Raw genomic sequence first — 16,110 nt, forward strand, 5'->3', positions numbered from 1 at the left:
AGATCGAGGTTAAAGCTAGACATGACGAGCGCGGTCGTGGCGGATCAACCGAATCGGTCTTCAAGATTCAGAGGTGTACGCGCGGTCCAGGGCGTGCAGCGCGGCCTCCACCGTGGTGCGGCCGGCGAACAGCAGTTTCATCTGCGCGAAGAGCTCCGTCTGGACGCCGGGGTGGGGCCAGAGCTGGTCCATGAACGGCACGGTCTTCCCGGCCCGTTGTTGCTCCGCTGTCGCAGCGAGCGCGGGTTTGACGTCGAAGTCGTCGTTCGGGATGGCCGGCAAGGTCGCCCCTGCACGGTTGTAGGCATTTTGCCCCGCTGCTGATCCGAGGAAGTCCGCGAACGCCAGCGCGGCCTTCATGCGCTTGCCTTTCGCATTCAGGCCGTAGGCCGCGGAGATGGCGGCCGGCATGCGGGTGCGTGCAGGCGTGTTCCCGGCCGGCAGGACGAAGATGCCCAGCTCGAGTCCAGGAGAGGCCGCTTGGATCTCGGTCAGGCTGCTTGCGACCTGCACGACGCCGACGGCTCGGTTCTCCGCCACGTCGGCGATGGTGTCCTCGTACGTGGTTCCCAGGGGATCCTCGGAGAAGCAGCCGTCGTCGTTCATCGTCAGGTATTTCTCAAGGGCTGTTTCCCAGCCGGAGGCCGCAAAGGTCGCCTCCCCATCCTGCATTTTCTGGTCGAAGTCCGGGGTAGTTGCGTACACGGTGGTCGCGACGAGGGCGTAGCCGACCAGTTGGGTGACCCAGGGGGTCTCGTTACCCAGCGCCAGCATGGTGGTTCCTTTCGCCCGCGCGAGCCGGCACAGACCGATCAACTCGTCCCAGGTCTTCGGTGTTTCGGCGCCGATCGCGGCGAGGGCTTCCTTGGAGTAAATGACTCCGATGCCGCTGTAGTTGGCTGGTACGGCGAAGGTGTGGTAGCCGACCTGGACGACTGAGGCGGCGTCTTCGGGAAGGTCCACGGCGAACCGGCGTGCACTGAGGTCGTAGAGCCGACCCTCCGCCTGCAGGCGCTTCACGGAGGCCGGGTTCCCGTTGCCGGGCCATACCGTGAAGACGTCGGGGCCGTCTTCCGAAGCGAGTTGGGCGGGGAGGTTCTGTTGGAGCTGGTCCGTTTCGGCATAGGTCACGGACACCTTGGTATCCGGATTGAGCCGGCCGAAGGCCGCGACCACCGCGTCCATGGAAACGCGGTCGGTGACGTTGGCGGTGATCCGCAGGGTGTCGTTGTCCGCACCGACGTCGCCGCCGCACGCGGACAGCGGGCCGATGAGGGCGGCGACGACCGCCGCGGTACGGCGATGCACAGCGCGTCGTGCGGCTGGGCTTCGTGGTGCTGAGGACATGGGAATGCTCCGTGCCGTGGTCGGATCGAAGGAGGAGAAAAAGGAAGGGTGAGCGGTGCGGGTGGGGGCATCGGCGGGGAAAGGACACGGCGGACGGGGCGCGGGATGATACGCGTCCCGCGCCCCACGGCTCGCACGCTCTCGTGGAGGTCGTGCGAAGCCCTGTTCGGTGACTGGGCACGGAGGGAGGCCGGGGGGCTTCCGTGCGGGGCCGTTCCAGGCATTGGAGTCGGGCGAGGTCAGCCGACGGTCACGCTTCGCTGTGCTGTCAGGTGGCGGGACGAGCTTGCCGTGGCAAAGGTGTACAGGCCCGGGCCAAGGGTCCAGCCGCTCGACTGCCAGACGGACAGGTCCTCCTGCGGGATGGTGAAGGTCAGCCGTCGGGAACCCGCTGCGTCGAGCGTGACCTTGCGGAAGGCGACCAGGCGGCGGGGCTCCGCTGCCGCCGCCCCCGGCAGCGTGGCGTAGATCTGGACGACTTCCGTGCCCTTGCGCGGCCCTGAGTTGGTGACAGTCACGGAGAGGGTGACGTGTCTGTTCGCGCGGTCGTAGGCGACTTCCAGGGATCCGTGGGCGAAGGATGTGTAGGAGAGGCCGTGGCCGAAGGCGAAGCGTGGTTGCTGACCTGCGGCGTCGTAGTAGCGGTACCCGACGGAGATGCCTTCGTCGTAGGTGACCGTGCCGTTCGTGCCCGGGTAGGTTGCGCCGGTGGTGCCGGGTCCCTGGGTCGCGTCGGTGGGGAAGGTGACGGGAAGGCGGCCGGAGGGGTCGCTGTCGCCGAAGAGGACGGCGGCGAGGGCGGTACCCATGCCTCGGCCCCCGTACCAGAGCTGTATGACGGCTTCCACCTCGTTCAGCCAGGGTGTGGCCACGGGGCCGTCGGTATTGAGGACGACGATCGTGCGGGGGTTCGCGGCTGCCACGGCGCTGACGAGCTGGTTCTGGTCGCCCGGCAGGTCGAGTTGTGCGTGGTCCATGGCCTCGCCGGCGATCCGGTTGACGAAGACGACGGCGGCGTCGGCCGCTCGTGCCGCCGTGACGGCTGTGGGGATGAGCGAGTCGGGCTGCCAGCCCAGGGTCAAGCCGCAGGTGCCGGTTTCGGCGGTGGCGTTGGAATAGGTCAGTTCGATGCTCACAGCGCGGCCCGCGGTGAGCTGGGCGGTCCCTTGGAGCGGGTAGTCGAACGGTCCGAGGAAGAAACGTCGCATCTGGCGGGTGCCGGAGACCACCGTGGCCCCATTGATCTTCAGCGTGGCTGTACCGGCGGGCAGCAGGGAGAAGCGGTGAAGGCCGGTGGTGGTCGGTATGAGGGTGCCTGTCCACTTCACTGACCAGACGGCGGGCAGATTCGGAGCGGGGGTGGTGGTGAAGTCGACCCCCGCGTCGGTCCTCGTCAGCACCGGAGCCCCGCTGGGGTCGGCGCCCGCGAAGTAGGACGCGGTAAGGCCGGGCTTGCCCGCGTTGTCGCGCAACACGGTCGAGGGGACCGTGGCCAGGGGAAGGTCGCCCTTGGTGCCCTGCGCATGGGTGACCGTGACGGCGCTTCCGGCGCGGTCACGGATGGCCTGGAGAGGGGTCGTCCAGGTTCCGGGATCGACGTAGCTGGATCCGCCGACTCCGGTCAGGGCGTCGGTGTCGCCGGGGCCGATGACGGCCAGTGACTTCACCGAGGCGGTCAGCGGAAGGGCCGAGGAACGGTTGGCGAGGAGGACCGCGGAGGAGATCGCGGCCTCGTGGGCGAGGTCCCGGTGGGCCTGTGTACTGACATCTGCGGCAGGAACAGGGACGGGGCTGTCGAAGAGGCCGTTGGCGAACATCGTGACGAGGATGCGTCGTGCGGCGTCGTCGAGCCGCGCGGCCGGGATCGCCCCTCCCGTAAGGCCGCCCTCGGGAACCGTCACCGCGCCGGTGCCGAGTCCGGCGAGGTCCATGCCCGCCCGGGCGGCTGCGACCTGGTCGTCGCCGGCCCAGAAGTCCGGCACCGTGTACCCCTGGAGGCCGAGACCCGTCTTGAGATCGTTGAACAGGGCAGGGTTCTGCGTCGCGAAGACGCCGTTGACCCTCGGGTAGGCCATCATCACCGACGTGGTCGGTGCGGCGGCGACCACGTGGCGGAAAGGCGCCTCGTAGATCTCGTGCAGGGCACGGTCGGACACCTTGGTGTCGGTGAAGAACCGGTTGGTCTCCTGCGTGTAGGCGGCGAAGTGCTTCACGGTGGCGACCACCTGCCGGCTCTGCAAGCCGACCGTGGCAGCTGCGCCCAGCCGACCGGCGAGCAGGGGGTCTTCTCCCATGCCCTCGGACTGGCGTCCGGAGTGCCAGGTACGCGTCACATCGACGGTCGGGCCCAGTACGTTGTTGTAGCCCTTGCCCCTGCCCTCGGCACCGATCGCTTCTCCGATGCGACCGACGAGATCCTCGTCGAAGGTCGCCGCCTGAGCGACGGGGACGGGAAAGGCCGTCACCCCCTTTTCCCCTCGGAGGCCGGCGGACGCGTCGACCATGGTCAGGGCGGGGATGCCCAGGTGGGCAACGGCCGCGAAGTCGCAGCGTACGAGGGCCTCCTTCTCTGCCGCCGTCATCCTGGTCAGCAGGGCGTCGGCCCTTTCTTGCGCGGCGGAGTCCGTCACGCCTGCGGCCTGGCCGCCCATGACCGGGACCATGGCAGCGGCCAACGCGGTGAGGGTGGCGGCAGAGAGAAATTGTCTTCTGTTCACAGCGGCTCTCCGGATACCTATGGACGGCTGCTCTATATTCCGTCACGGGAAAATGAGGGCCACTCAGGATGTCAGGATCTCGAGTGGCCCCCGGCTGGCGAGAACAGCATGAATTCATGCGTCGCACGCATGCACATGCATCTTCTTTTCCGCTTCTTTCGAGACATCCCTGCCGCGTCCCACGGCAGTAGATTTCGCACATCTCGGCGCCGACTCGTGAAGCGTCTTGCCCAACAGACGGAAAGCTATTGCCTGTTCACCTTCGGGTCAACCTTCCGACGAGACTTCTTCGGATAAGTCGCTGACCAGCGGATACGAGGTCTCTCTGGATTGAAACGGCTTGAAAATTTCAATGGAATCCGCCTTGGCATCTCCCTTCATTGTCTTGCTGGATCACAGGCATCCACGATATTTATGCAGGACTCATGAACAGGGCCCGAAAACGCCTGGACTGCCCGGCGCAGAAGCGGTCGCGCCGGGCAGTCCAGGGTTGGTAAATACGTTTCGTTCAGGCGGTTTCTCCGGCGATTGCGGCGGTTTCGAGGACGTGCTCTCCCGGGCCGATGGGAACGGGTGGGCATCCGGGCAACTCGGCGACGGCGCGGGTTCCTTCGGGTACGGTGCAGCGGGCGGTCAGACCCGAGTCGGTCAGTTCCCAGGAAAGGGCCGCGGTTCCGTACGGGGTCTCGTGGCGGGTGCGGGCCCAGGTGACGCCTCCTCCGGGCCGCGGCCGGAAGGCGATTTCCCGGTAACCGGGACCCGTGGCGGTGATGCCGCCGACGACCCGGTGCAGCCAGTCCGCGACGGCGCCGAGAGCGTAGTGGTTGAAGGAGGTCATCCCGCCCGGGTTGAGGCTGCCGTCGGTGCGCAGGCTGTCCCAGCGCTCCCAGATCGTGGTCGCGCCCTGGGTCACGGTGTACAGCCATGAGGGGCACTCGGTCTGGAGCAGCAACTGGTAGGCGACGTCCAGGTGGCCGGTGTCGGTGAGTGCGTCGCAGATCAGTGGGGTGCCGACGAAGCCGGTGGCTATACGGGCGTCGTCCGCGAGGACGAGTTCGGCGAGCCGGTCCCCCGCGTTCCGACGCTGTTCGGGGGTGAGCAGGTCGAAGGCGATTGCCAGGGCGTAGGCGGTGGGACTGTCGCTCGTCATGCGGCCGGTCGGCAGGACGTACCGGTGACGGAAGGCTTCCGTCACCTCGGCGGCCAGGGCGGTGTATTGGTCTGAATCCGCGGTCTTCCCCAGCTCGGCCGCTGCACGTCCGAGATGACGGGTGGAGTGGGCGTAGTAGGCCGTCGCGACGAGGTAGCGGTCGGTGACACCGGCGGCCGGGTCGTCCGGCGGTGCGGCGGGGTCCAGCCAGTCGCCCAACTGGAAGCCGGTGTCCCACAGGCGCGTCGGGCCGGCCAGTCGCTCCACCAGGTCGACCCACTTCTGGGCCATGGGGTAGTGGCGCCGGAGAAGACCGATGTCGCCGAAGCGCTGGTGGAGGGTCCAGGGGGTGAGTACGGCGGCGTCTCCCCAGGCCGCCCCGGGGTGGATCGGCGTCCACATGGGAGCGCCGGGTATGACGGGCACGTACCAGGGGACGGTGCCGTCGGGGAGTTGTTCCAGGCCGACGTCGGTGAGCCAGGAGTCGAGCATGCCGGCGCAGTCGTAGAGGAAGCTCGCGGTGGGTGCGAAGACCTGTATGTCGCCGGTCCAGCCGAGGCGTTCGTCGCGCTGAGGACAGTCGGTGGGTATGTCGACGAAGTTGCCGCGCATGCTCCAGAGGACGTTCTCGTGCAGTCGGTTGACCAGGGGATCGCTGCACTCGAACCAGCCGGTGCGGTGCATGTCCGTGTGGTGGACTCGCGCCTTGACCATGTCGGCGTTCAACTCGCCCGGCCAGCCGTTCACTTCGGCGTAGCGGAAGCCGTGCAGGGTGAAGCGCGGTTCCCAGGTGAGCGGTCCGTCGCCGGAGAGGATCAGGGTGTCGGTGGCGTACGCCTCGCGCAGCGGTCGGGTTGCCAGTGCGCCGTTCTCCAGTACTTCGGCGTGCCGCAGGACGATGGTCGTGCCGGCCGGCCCGTCGACGGTGACGCGGAGGCGGCCCACGAGGTTCTGACCGAAGTCGAGGAGGTGCCCGCCCTCGGTGGGGGTGATGGCGACCGGGGCGATCTCCTGGGTGCAGCGGACCGGTGGTCCCATCGGGGCGACCAGCGTCGCGGGGTCACGGCGGCCCGTCCGGACGGGGCTCCACATGTCGGAGGCGGTACGCAGGGGCGAAGGTGTGCACCAGTGCGCGTCGTGGAGCCGGGCGTCGAAGATCTCGCCCTCGTAGAGGCCGCTGGTCAGGATCGGGCCGGGAGCGGCGTGCCAGGTTCCGTCCGTGGCGATGACGGTGGCGGAGCCGTCGTCGTGCACCACTTCGAGTTGGGCGATGAGCGCTTGGTCGGTGCCGTAGATGTTGCGGGTGCCGCCGTCGAAGCCGTACTTGCCGCGGTACCAGCCGTCGCCGAGCCAGGCCCCGATGGTGTTGGCGCCCTCGGTGAGGTGGTCGGTGACGTCGTGGGTGCGGTAGCGCAGCCGGTGCGGGTAGACGGTCCAACCCGGGGCCAGTGTCTCGTCCCCGACGCGGCGGCCGTTGATCTCCGCCTCGTACAGGCCGTGGGCGGTGACGTACAGGCGGGCGTGGGCCACGGGGCGGTCGAGTCGGAAGTCCTTGCGGACCCGCGCCGGGCGGCGCTCGGCCTCCGGGTCCTCGTCCCATCCGGCGCCTACGGGCACCGCCTGCCAGTCGGTGGGCGCCAGCAGGCCGGCTTCGACGGTCCGCGGATCGCTCCATCCCGATGGCTCCGTGGCGTCCGGGGTCCAGACGCGGACCCGGACGAGCGCGCGTTCCCGGGAGGCCAGCGGCTCACCCGGCCAGGGCGCGAGTACGTGGGTGTCGGCGTCGACACGCCCGGTGCGACGGACGGCACCGGAGCGGTCGACTTCCAGTTCGTATGCCTGCTGTCGGCCGGATCCCGGCGGCAGCGTCCAGGTGAGCCCGGGGGCGGCGACTCCGATGCCGAGTCCGTCCGGCAGATGTTCGAAGGACACCGGGGAGGGCTGAGGGGGGAGCAAAGGGAGGACCTTTCTTGCACGTGCGGGAGCGAGCGTGGTGGCGGGCGGGTTGTCAGCCCTTGACCGCTCCCGAGGTGAGGCCCTTCATGACCTTCTGGTTGAGGAAGAGGTAGATCAGGAGGGTGCCGAAGACGTTGATGCAGATGGCGGCGAAGAGGGGGCCGTACTGGGTGGCGCCGAAGTCGCCGGTGAAGTTGAGCAGCCCGACCTGGATGGTGCGCAGGTCCTGGTCGTTGGTGAAGGTGAGGGCTATGAGCAGGTCGTTCCAGATGAAGAAGAACTGCACCAGGCCGACGGTGAGGAGGGCGTTGCGGACCAGGGGGACGCTGATGGTCCAGAAGGCGCGCAGTATGCCGGAACCGTCGACGGTGGCCGCCTCGAACAGCTCGCGCGGGACCGTGCGGTAGTAGGTGGCCATCATGAAGACGGTCAGCGGAAGGCCGGTGCCGGTGTAGGTGAGGATCAGCGGCCACAGCGTGCCGGACAGGCCGGTCTGGAAGTACACGGTGAACAGGGGCAGCAGGATCATCTGCGGCGGGATCATCATGCCCGCGAGGAAGACGAGCAGGGTGAGGCTGCGGCCCTTCCAGACCATGATCTGGAGGGCGAAGCCGGCGGCGGTGCCCAGCAGCAGCATCAGGGCGAGGGCGGGGACGACGGCGAGCAGGCTGTTCTGGACGTACAGGCCGATGTGGCCGGTGTTCCACGCTTCGCCGTAGTTGCCCCACTCCCAGGAAGTGGGCAGGCTCCAGGTGGAGTTGTTCAGGTAGTCGTCGTTGGACTTCAGCGAGGTGAGGAACATCCATATCAGCGGATAGACCTCGACGACCAGCAGAAGTGCGACGACGATCTTGACCCACAGGCGGCTCCCCCGACGGCCGGTCCGGGGCCGTCGGGCCCGGTCGGGGGTGCGGGCGGACGTTCTCGCGGGGGTCGTCTTCGGGTGTGTGTCGATGGTGGCCATGGGTCTCAGCCCTCCGTGAGGTCGCGGCGCGAGACGCGGTAGACGACCAGGCTCACCAGCAGGCTCACGACGGTCAGCAGCAGGGCGATGGTGCTGCCGTAGCCGTAGTCGCTGTAGGTGAACGACGTCTGGAACATGTACAGGGTCAGCGGGGTGGTGCCGTTGCCCGGGCCGCCGTTGGTGAGGGCGACGATCGAGTCGAAGGCTTTGAGCGTTCCGTTGATGCTGAAGATCAGCGAGGACATCAGGACCGGCAGGGACAGCGGAAGCACGATGTGGCGCACGAGCCTGAGTCCGGTCGCCCCGTCGAGGCGGGCTGATTCGAGGACTTCGTCGGGGATGTCGACCAGGCCGGCGAAGAGCAGCACGGCGTAGAAGCCCATGGACCGCCAGATGTCCATGGCGACCAGGACCCAGAAGGCGCTGCCCGAGCTGCCGAAGAAGTCGATCGAGTCGATGCCGACCGCGTTGAGCAGCGAGTTGACCGGGCCGGTCTGGGGCGCGACCTGGAAGAACTTCTGGAACAGCAGGCCGACGGCGACGGTGGGCAGGACGACGGGGAAGAAGACCAGGGTGCGGATGAGCGCCGAGGCCCGCCTGAGGAAAAACACGTAGAGCAGGGCCAGGAGATAGCCGGCGACGACTTGACCGGCCGTGACGACCACGGCGTATTTCAAGGTGAACCAGAGCGCGTCCCGCACCGCCGGATCGTCGAAGAGGCGCGAGAAGTTGGCGACACCGTTGCCGGTGAAGCCGTCGATGGTGTTGCCCTTGGTGAAGGAGTAGCCGAGCGACCACACCATGGGGACGAGCATGATCAGCGAGTAGACGAGGAGAGCGGGACCGAGCAGGAGCGCGATCGCCCTGCGGTCACCGAGTACGCGGTGCATGGATGGTGTCCGTCTCGTTTCCGTTGGCGGGGCCTGCGGCGGTGCGGGGCGGCTGGGCCGCCGGGCCCGGGGCGGCTCGCGCACGATCGTGCGAGAAGGCGGGCGGGCCGCCCCGGGGAGGTCACTGGGCGGCGAGTGCGTCCTGGACGGTCTGCATGAACTGCTGGGGGCTCATGCTCCCCGAGACCAGGCTCGCGGCGTTGGTCTGGCTGATGGTGGTGGCCTTGGTGCTGAACAGGGCCTCGAACCACAGCACGTTCTGCCGGGAGGAGCTGACGGTGTCGCGGACCTGGGTGGTGACCGCGTTGGCGTCCTTCACCTCGGTGTTCACCTTGAAGCCGGTGATGGTCCCGTGGTCCTTCAGTGCCGTGGCGCCGTAGTTCTCGGTGATGCAGGAGACCCAGGCGCCGGTCTTCTTGTCGAAGGACTTCGCGGCCAGGGTGATGCCGAGGCCGACGTTGGACGGGTACTGGTCGACCGAGCCCTTGCCTCCGGCGACGGCCGGGAAGGGCATGAAGCCGACGTTCTCGGCGCCGACCTTGTTCTGCGCGGCATCGGAGATGTTCGCCAGCGCCCAGCTGCCCATGTAGAACATGGCCGCCTTGCCGCTGAGGAACTGGTTCATCGCGGTGTCGTAGTCGATGGAGCCGACACCCTTGCCGAAGTACCCCTTCTTGCCGAGCGCGGCGACTTCGTCGGCGGCCTTCACGTACTCCGGGTCGGTCAGCTTGGCCTGACCGTCCGCGACCTTCCGCAGCGCGTCGGGGCCGAGGCTGCGGAAGAGGTAGTCGCTGATCAGGCGAGTCAGCGGCCATCCCTGCTGGCCGGAGGCGGAGAAGGGCTGGACGTCCTTCGCCTCCAGCTTCGCGGCCGCGGACACCAGTTCGTCCCACGTGCCGGGCACGGCCAGGCCGTTGTCGGCGAAGATTTTCTTGTTGTAGAAGATCCCCTCGATGTTGTACTCGTACGGCAGTACCTCCAGCTTCCCGCCGTACAGGGCCTTGATCGTCGAGACGGCGGCGGGCTCCAGCTGGTCCAGGACGCCGAGCTCCTTGAGCTTCGGCTCCAGGTCAGCGACCTTGCCGGACTTCGCGAGCTGCTGGGTGAGGGCGGGGGCGTTGCCGGCGGCGAACTGCACGGGCAGTGCGTTCTGGCCGGCCAAGAGCTGGAGCTTCTGGTCGAGGCTCGCCTGCGGGACGGTTTCCACCTTGAGCGGCAGTGCGTCGTTCGCCGGCTTGCACACGCCCTTCGACAGCGTGGTGAGAGCGGTCTTCACGGTGGTGTTCTCCGTGACGCTGAGGTAGTTGAAGTTGTCGGGTGCGGCGGAGGAGCCGCCCCCGCTGCCGCCGCAGGCTGTGGCGAGCAGTGCCAGCGAAGCGGTGCCGGCGGTGAACAGACTCAGTCGCGTACGACGGCTACGGGGCATGCGCAGGGACACGGGGAACTCCCAGGGTCATGGAGGAGGACGGAGCAGGACGCAGTGGTGCGAGAGCGCCAGGGCGGGGCAGGGCCCGGCAGCACGGAGAAGTTTTGTAAAACGTTCTCTACGTCGAGTGGGCAAAACCTTGCACTTCACATCAGGAACCGTCAAGACACATCCCGGTAACAGCATGGCGACACGGAGGGACTTGACAGCTTCCCAGGGCTACCATGTAGACCGTTGCACGACACCCATCACAGAGCAGAGGTAGATCGATGGATCGGGCCGGCGCAGCCAGGCAGAACAAACGCGTGACGATCACCGATGTGGCCCGGCATGCCGGCGTCTCCACCGCGGCTGTCTCCAAAGTGCTGCGCAACGCCTACGGCGTGAGCGAGAGCATGCGGGAGAAGGTCACGGCGGCCATCACCGAGCTCGACTACCGGCCGCACGCGGCGGCCCGCGGCATGCGCGGACGGACTTACACGATCGGCGTGCTGCTCGACAACGTGCGCAACGCCTTCTTCGCGGACATCCTCGACGGCATCCAGGACGAACTGCGTCAGACCGAGTACACCGTGCTGATCGGCGCGGCCGGATTCGACCCGGAGGACCAGGCGAAGACCATCCGTTCCATGGTCGACCGTCAGATGGACGGGCTGGTCCTCATCGCCCCCGGGACCGCACGGGCCGAAGTCCTGGCCACGGCTGCGACGACTCCGACCGCGGTCATCGGCCACCACGACACGGACGACACCTACGACTCCGTCGTGGACGCCGACGACACCGGCGCAGGCCTGGTCGTCGACCATCTCGCCGCCCTCGGCCATCGCGACATCGCCCTGGTCTCCGCCGCGGGTACGAAGGCCAACCAGTGGAAGCGCACACCCGAAGTCGTGCTGCGGGACGGCTATCTGAAGGCCATGGAACGGCACGGCCTGACCGGACACGCCCGCGTCCACCACACCGCCTACTCCGACGAGGGAGGATTCAAGGCGGGGATGACCCTGTTGACCGCGGCGAACCGGCCGACAGCCGTCATGGCGGGTGCCGACGTCGCCGCCCTGGGCATCTTCCGCGCCGCCCACGAACTGGGCCTGCGCATCCCCGAGGACCTCTCGCTCGTCGGTTACAACAACACCGCACTCGCCGCACTCGCCCCCGTCCAGCTCACCAGCGTCGACCAGGCCGGTTACACCATGGGCTCCACCGCCGCCCGCATGCTCGTCGAACGGGTGGAGGGCCGGAGGGACCGGGCCATGCGGACCACCATGACCCCCCGGCTGGTGGTGCGCGCCACCAGCGCCGCGCCACGGAGCCGGTAGGCCGTGCACCGGCCGACCGCCGCCACACCTGCGGCACCCTCGGCTCTCCGCCCACCGGGCACCGAGGCACGGGACACGGGGCGGGACAGCAGAGCACGCCCGCGGGTCGGCATCAAGGACGTGGCCAGGGAGGCCGGTGTCTCGCTCGGCACCGTCTCGAACGTCCTCAACCGGCCAGAGATGGTGGCCGATGCCACCCGTACACGCGTCCTGGAGGTGATCGACTCGCTGGGCTACGTCCGTGCCGAGGGCGCGCGGCAGCTGCGGGGATGGGCTTCCCGAGTGATCGCCCTGATGGTTCTCGACATCGTCAACCCGTTCTTCACCGCGCTCGCCGCCGGCGTGGAGCAGGCCGCCCGTGAAGCGGACCTGGGCGTCATGGTCTGCACCGGCGCCCACGATCCGGCGGAAGCGGCACGCTACTTGTCGCTGATCACCTCGCACCAGGTCCGCGGTGCGGTGATCACCGCGGGCGAGGGCACCGACCGCACGGTCGCGGCCTTCCGCCGCAACGCGGTCCCCTTCGTCGTCGCCGACCGGAGCGCACCATGGGCCGAGGCCTGCTCGGTCGGCATCGACGACGTCGCCGGAGGCCACGCCGCTGCCCGCCATCTGATCGCCCGGGGCCACCGGTCCCTCGTCTACGTCGGCGGTCCCGAGACCCTTCCGCAGGTACGGGACCGGCGTCGAGGCGCGCTGCGCGCCCTCGGCCCGGCCGGCCTGCCGGCCACCGCCCTGCTCGAACTCCCCTGCCCCGCACTCACCGTGGACGCCGGAAAGGACGCCGGACACCGCATCCTCGGCCTTCCGCAGCGACCGACGGCCGTCTTCTGCGCCAACGACCTGCTGGCTCTCGGCGTACTGCAAGCGCTGTACGAGGCCGGGCTGAAGGTCCCCGAGGACATCGCCGTGGTGGGCTACGACGACATCGAGTTCGCCGCCTCCGCCGTCGTACCCCTCACTTCGGTACGCCGGCCGGCCGTCGCGATGGGCCGGCGGGCCGGCCGCCTCCTCATCGAGGACACGGCCGACGGTCTTGCTCATGAACACGCGCACATCGTCCTTCAGCCGGAACTCGTCGTGCGCCGGTCGACCATGGCGGTACCGGCTCGCTGATCCCCCCGGGTCGCCGCCGGAAACGTATCCGGACCACAACCGGCTACGGGGGCGCGGGTGCGCGGTTGCGCACGACCTGGACCGATGATGCCTCGGGGACGCCCCGCTGCCCACCGGTGGCACGATCCATGTATCGAATGCCTTCCATCCAGCCGGCGGATGGTCCCGGGCTCTGTGGGCCGGACTTGGTCCGCACCCTGTTCACGCCCGCGCCTCCTCGGCCATCCGGCTGCCGACCCGGGCGGCCGTCTCCCGCAGCCAGATGTGGGCCGCGTCGTGGGTGTGCACGGGGTGCCACCACATCGCCTCCCTGAGGGGGACGGCCTCGTAGGGCGGTTCGACCACGCGTACGGCGGCCAGCGGCGCGAGGAGCCGGGCGAGTCGGGCCTGGATCAGGGCGATGCGCCGGGTTCCGCCGACCAGCAGCGGGATGGTCTGGAAGCTGTCGACGGACACCTCGACTCGGGGTTCGACACCCAGCATGCCCAGTTGGCGGACGGCCGGGGCGTCGTAGGTGCGCTGGTAGGTGACCCAGGGCAGCCGGGCCAGGTCCTCCCGGGTCAGCCGGTCGTCGACGCTCGGGTGGTCCTCGGCGACGAGGAACACCCAGCGGTCCTGGTAGAGGTCGGTGGCCGGGAAGTCGCTGATCACACCGTGTGGCATGAGCAGGCCGTCAGTGGTGCTCAGCAGGGTCTCGGTGGCGTCCACCACGGTGGTCGGCGTCTGGGCGAAGCGCAGCCGGATGCCGGGGGCCTCCTGGTGCACGACCCGGGCGAGCTCGGCGCCGAAGACGGCCACGGCGTAGTCGGACGCCACCAGCTTGAACTCGCGGTTCTCCTTGGCCGGATCGAAGTGCGCCTGACTCGCGAAGAGGCGTTCCAGCAGGTCGTAGGCGGTGGATGCCCGGTCGAGAAGGACCTGGCCCAGGGCGGTGAGTTCGTAGTGGCCGCCGACGCGGGCGAGCAGGTCGTCGTCGAAGTGCCGGCGCAGGCGTGAGAGCGCGGCGCTCATGGCGGGCTGACTGAGGCCGACGCGCTCCCCGGCCCGGGTGACGTTGCGCTCCTCCAGCAGGGCACGCAGGGCGACGACGAGATTGAGGTCGAGGCGACTGAGATTCATGGCGGTTTTCCTCGCTGTCCGGCGACGACCTGCGGCAATTTGTCAGACGGATGCCGACCATCCACAGAATCGATTTCCGTGATCACTGGTGGCGGGTCCAGATTAGTGCCACCGCAATCAGGAGGACATGTTCGTGAAACCTGAAGCCTCGTCCGCCCTCTTCGCCGGGCCCTTCGCCCTGGCCACACTCTCCGCCCCCGAGGGGGCGCCCTTCCCCGCTCTCGTCACACCCGACGCGCAGGCGATCGACCTGCGGTCCGCCCTGGGCAACGCCGAGTTGACCGTGCGGGCCGTCCTGGAGGACTGGGACGCGGTGGAGCCACGGCTCGCCGCGCTGGCCTCCGACGACGGTCCACACCGCCGGGCGCTGGCGGAATTCCGGGTACACGCGCCGGTCGAGCCGCGCCAGGTCTTCCAGTCCGGGGCCAACTACCGCCAACACGTCATCGATCTGCACGTCGCCCACCGGGCGCCGGGTGACGAGCGGCCGGAGGCGGAACGGCGCGCCGAGGCGGCGGAGATCATGGACCGGCGGGCAGCCGAGGATCTGCCGTACGTCTTCATCGGTCTGCCGAGCGCGATCACCGGACCGTACGACGACGTCGTACTACCGGCCTGGGCCGAGAAGCCCGACTGGGAGCTGGAGCTGACCGCGGTGATCGGCCGCCCCGCCTACCGGGTGTCCGTGGAGGAGGCCCTGGACCACGTTGCCGGGTACACCATCGCCAACGACCTGACCGACCGGGCGACCGTATTCCGCCGGGACATGCCACAGATAGGCACGGACTGGCTGCGCAGCAAGAACGCCCCCGGCTTCACCCCGCTCGGCCCCTGGATCGTCCCCGCCACCTCGGTCGCCGACACCGACGACCTGCGCCTCGTCCTGAAGCTCAACGGCGAGACCATGCAGGACGAGTCCACCAAGGACATGATCTTCGACGTCGCACGCATGGTGTCCTACGCCTCCCAGTCGGCCCGCCTCCTGCCGGGCGACCTGGTGCTCACCGGCTCCCCCGCCGGCAACGGCATGCACTGGGGCCGACTGCTGCGCGACGGCGACGTCATGGACGGCTCCATCACCGGACTGGGTGCTCAACGCACCCGCTGTGTGGCGGAGGAAGCCCGGTGACCCCCGACCGCACCGACCCCGAGGGCTCGATCGCGCGGGCCGCGAAAGCGTGCTCCAACTGGAACCGCTGGGGCGAGAACGACGTACTGGGCACCCTCAACTTCCTCGACGAAGCGAAGCGCCGCGAGGGCGCCGCGCTGGTCCGGCGGGGCGTCAGCTTCTCCCTCTCCCAGCGCTTCGACATCGACGGCCCGCAGAAGGGCTGGCGCCGGCGCACCAACCCGGTCCACACCATGCTGGACACCGGCACCGACGCGGCCCTCGGCAACCAGGGCCTGCCGCACGGCATCGGCGGCGCCGACGACGTGATCGCGATGCCGCTGCAGTGCTCCACGCAGTGGGACGGACTCGGGCACATCTTCGACCACGGCAAGGCGTGGAACGGACGCCCGGCCGAGCAGGTCGTCACCTCCGACGGTGACCTGGTCACCGGCATCGAGCACATGGCCCCCTACGTCGCCGGGCGCGGGGTGCTCCTCGACGTCGGCCGGGTCGTCGGCGAGGACGGTGAGCTGCCCGACGGATTCGCGATCACCGAGGAGCACCTGGCGGCGACGGCCCAGGCGCACGGCGTGACCGTGGAACGCGGAGACATCGTGCTGGTACGCACCGGGCAGCTGAGCCGAGTACGCCGCGACGGCTGGGGCGAGTACGCCGGAGGGCCCGCACCCGGCCTGTCGTTCACCACGGCCGGCTGGCTGCACCGCACCGAGATCGCCGCGATCGCCACCGACACCTGGGGCTTCGAGGTCCGTCCGAACGAGTTCGAGCACGCCTTCCAGCCGCTGCACCAGGTCGCCATCCCGAACATCGGCCTGCTCATCGGCGAGATGTGGGACCTCGACGCTCTCGCCGAGGACTGTGCGGGCGACGGCGCGTACGCCTTCTGGCTCACCGCAGCGCCCCTGCCCATCACCGGCGCGGTCGGCTCGCCGGTCAACCCGATAGCCGTCAAGTAGCACCGAGGAACGAAGGAG

The 16,110-nt window shown here is 68.8% G+C and carries 11 protein-coding genes; 4 read left to right on the forward strand and 7 right to left on the reverse strand.

What is annotated here, in order from left to right; all coding sequences use genetic code 11:
- Positions 1-60: 60 nt before the first annotated feature.
- The 6 genes from OHA55_RS35000 to OHA55_RS35025 all read right to left on the reverse strand — a co-directional run bounded on the left by OHA55_RS35000 (position 61) and on the right by OHA55_RS35025 (position 10,462).
- On the reverse strand, positions 61-1,308 hold the full coding sequence (locus tag OHA55_RS35000; protein WP_266714285.1) for an ABC transporter substrate-binding protein: 1,248 nt from the start codon (positions 1,306-1,308) through the stop codon (positions 61-63).
- A 278-nt stretch (positions 1,309-1,586) separates the two neighbouring features.
- Positions 1,587-4,022 (reverse strand): glycoside hydrolase family 3 C-terminal domain-containing protein, encoded by a 2,436-nt coding sequence (locus tag OHA55_RS35005; RefSeq protein ID WP_266714287.1) that lies wholly within the window; start codon positions 4,020-4,022, stop codon positions 1,587-1,589.
- A 550-nt stretch (positions 4,023-4,572) separates the two neighbouring features.
- A complete protein-coding gene (locus OHA55_RS35010) occupies positions 4,573-7,146 on the reverse strand; it encodes an alpha-L-rhamnosidase (protein ID WP_266714289.1) in 2,574 nt (857 codons plus the stop codon).
- Between the two features lie 76 nt (positions 7,147-7,222).
- Positions 7,223-8,134, reverse strand: a complete 912-nt coding sequence (locus OHA55_RS35015) for a carbohydrate ABC transporter permease (RefSeq protein ID WP_266714291.1) — start codon at positions 8,132-8,134, stop codon at positions 7,223-7,225.
- A gap of 5 nt (positions 8,135-8,139) precedes the next feature.
- Positions 8,140-9,024: a carbohydrate ABC transporter permease gene (locus OHA55_RS35020; protein ID WP_266714293.1), complete on the reverse strand. Its 885-nt coding sequence runs from the start codon at positions 9,022-9,024 to the stop codon at positions 8,140-8,142.
- Between the two features lie 121 nt (positions 9,025-9,145).
- On the reverse strand, positions 9,146-10,462 hold the full coding sequence (locus OHA55_RS35025) for an ABC transporter substrate-binding protein (protein ID WP_266714295.1): 1,317 nt from the start codon (positions 10,460-10,462) through the stop codon (positions 9,146-9,148).
- A 293-nt stretch (positions 10,463-10,755) separates the two neighbouring features.
- Between OHA55_RS35025 and OHA55_RS35030 the strand changes: the two genes are divergently transcribed.
- Positions 10,756-11,769, forward strand: coding sequence for a LacI family DNA-binding transcriptional regulator (locus OHA55_RS35030; protein ID WP_266714297.1), 1,014 nt, complete (start codon positions 10,756-10,758; stop codon positions 11,767-11,769).
- Positions 11,770-11,880: 111 nt separating this feature from the next.
- Positions 11,881-12,885 carry a LacI family DNA-binding transcriptional regulator gene (locus OHA55_RS35035; RefSeq protein ID WP_266714516.1) on the forward strand — a complete coding sequence of 335 codons (1,005 nt, stop codon included), beginning with the start codon at positions 11,881-11,883 and terminating at the stop codon, positions 12,883-12,885.
- 201 nt (positions 12,886-13,086) lie between these two features.
- Here the strand turns inward: OHA55_RS35035 and OHA55_RS35040 are convergent, their stop codons facing one another.
- A complete protein-coding gene (locus tag OHA55_RS35040; protein ID WP_266714299.1) occupies positions 13,087-14,004 on the reverse strand; it encodes a LysR family transcriptional regulator in 918 nt (305 codons plus the stop codon).
- Between the two features lie 127 nt (positions 14,005-14,131).
- Between OHA55_RS35040 and OHA55_RS35045 the strand changes: the two genes are divergently transcribed.
- Positions 14,132-15,133, forward strand: coding sequence for a fumarylacetoacetate hydrolase family protein (locus OHA55_RS35045; RefSeq protein ID WP_266714301.1), 1,002 nt, complete (start codon positions 14,132-14,134; stop codon positions 15,131-15,133).
- Entirely contained in the window at positions 15,130-16,092 is a 963-nt protein-coding gene (locus OHA55_RS35050; protein ID WP_266714303.1) for a cyclase family protein, read from the forward strand. Before OHA55_RS35045 ends, OHA55_RS35050 begins: the two co-directional genes overlap by 4 nt.
- The last annotated feature ends 18 nt before the right edge of the window (positions 16,093-16,110 follow it).

Source organism: Streptomyces sp. NBC_00102, from assembly GCF_026343115.1.
Classification (GTDB): Bacteria; Actinomycetota; Actinomycetes; order Streptomycetales; family Streptomycetaceae; genus Streptomyces.

Excerpts from the sequence above, each read along its gene's own strand:
- OHA55_RS35015 (WP_266714291.1), bottom strand. The coding sequence starts at position 8,134 with ATGGCCACCATCGACACACACCCGAAGACGACCCCCGCGAGAACGTCC.
- OHA55_RS35020 (WP_266714293.1), bottom strand. The coding sequence starts at position 9,024 with ATGCACCGCGTACTCGGTGACCGCAGGGCGATCGCGCTCCTGCTCGGT.
- OHA55_RS35040 (WP_266714299.1), bottom strand. The coding sequence starts at position 14,004 with ATGAATCTCAGTCGCCTCGACCTCAATCTCGTCGTCGCCCTGCGTGCC.
- OHA55_RS35045 (WP_266714301.1), top strand. The coding sequence starts at position 14,132 with ATGTTCGTGAAACCTGAAGCCTCGTCCGCCCTCTTCGCCGGGCCCTTC.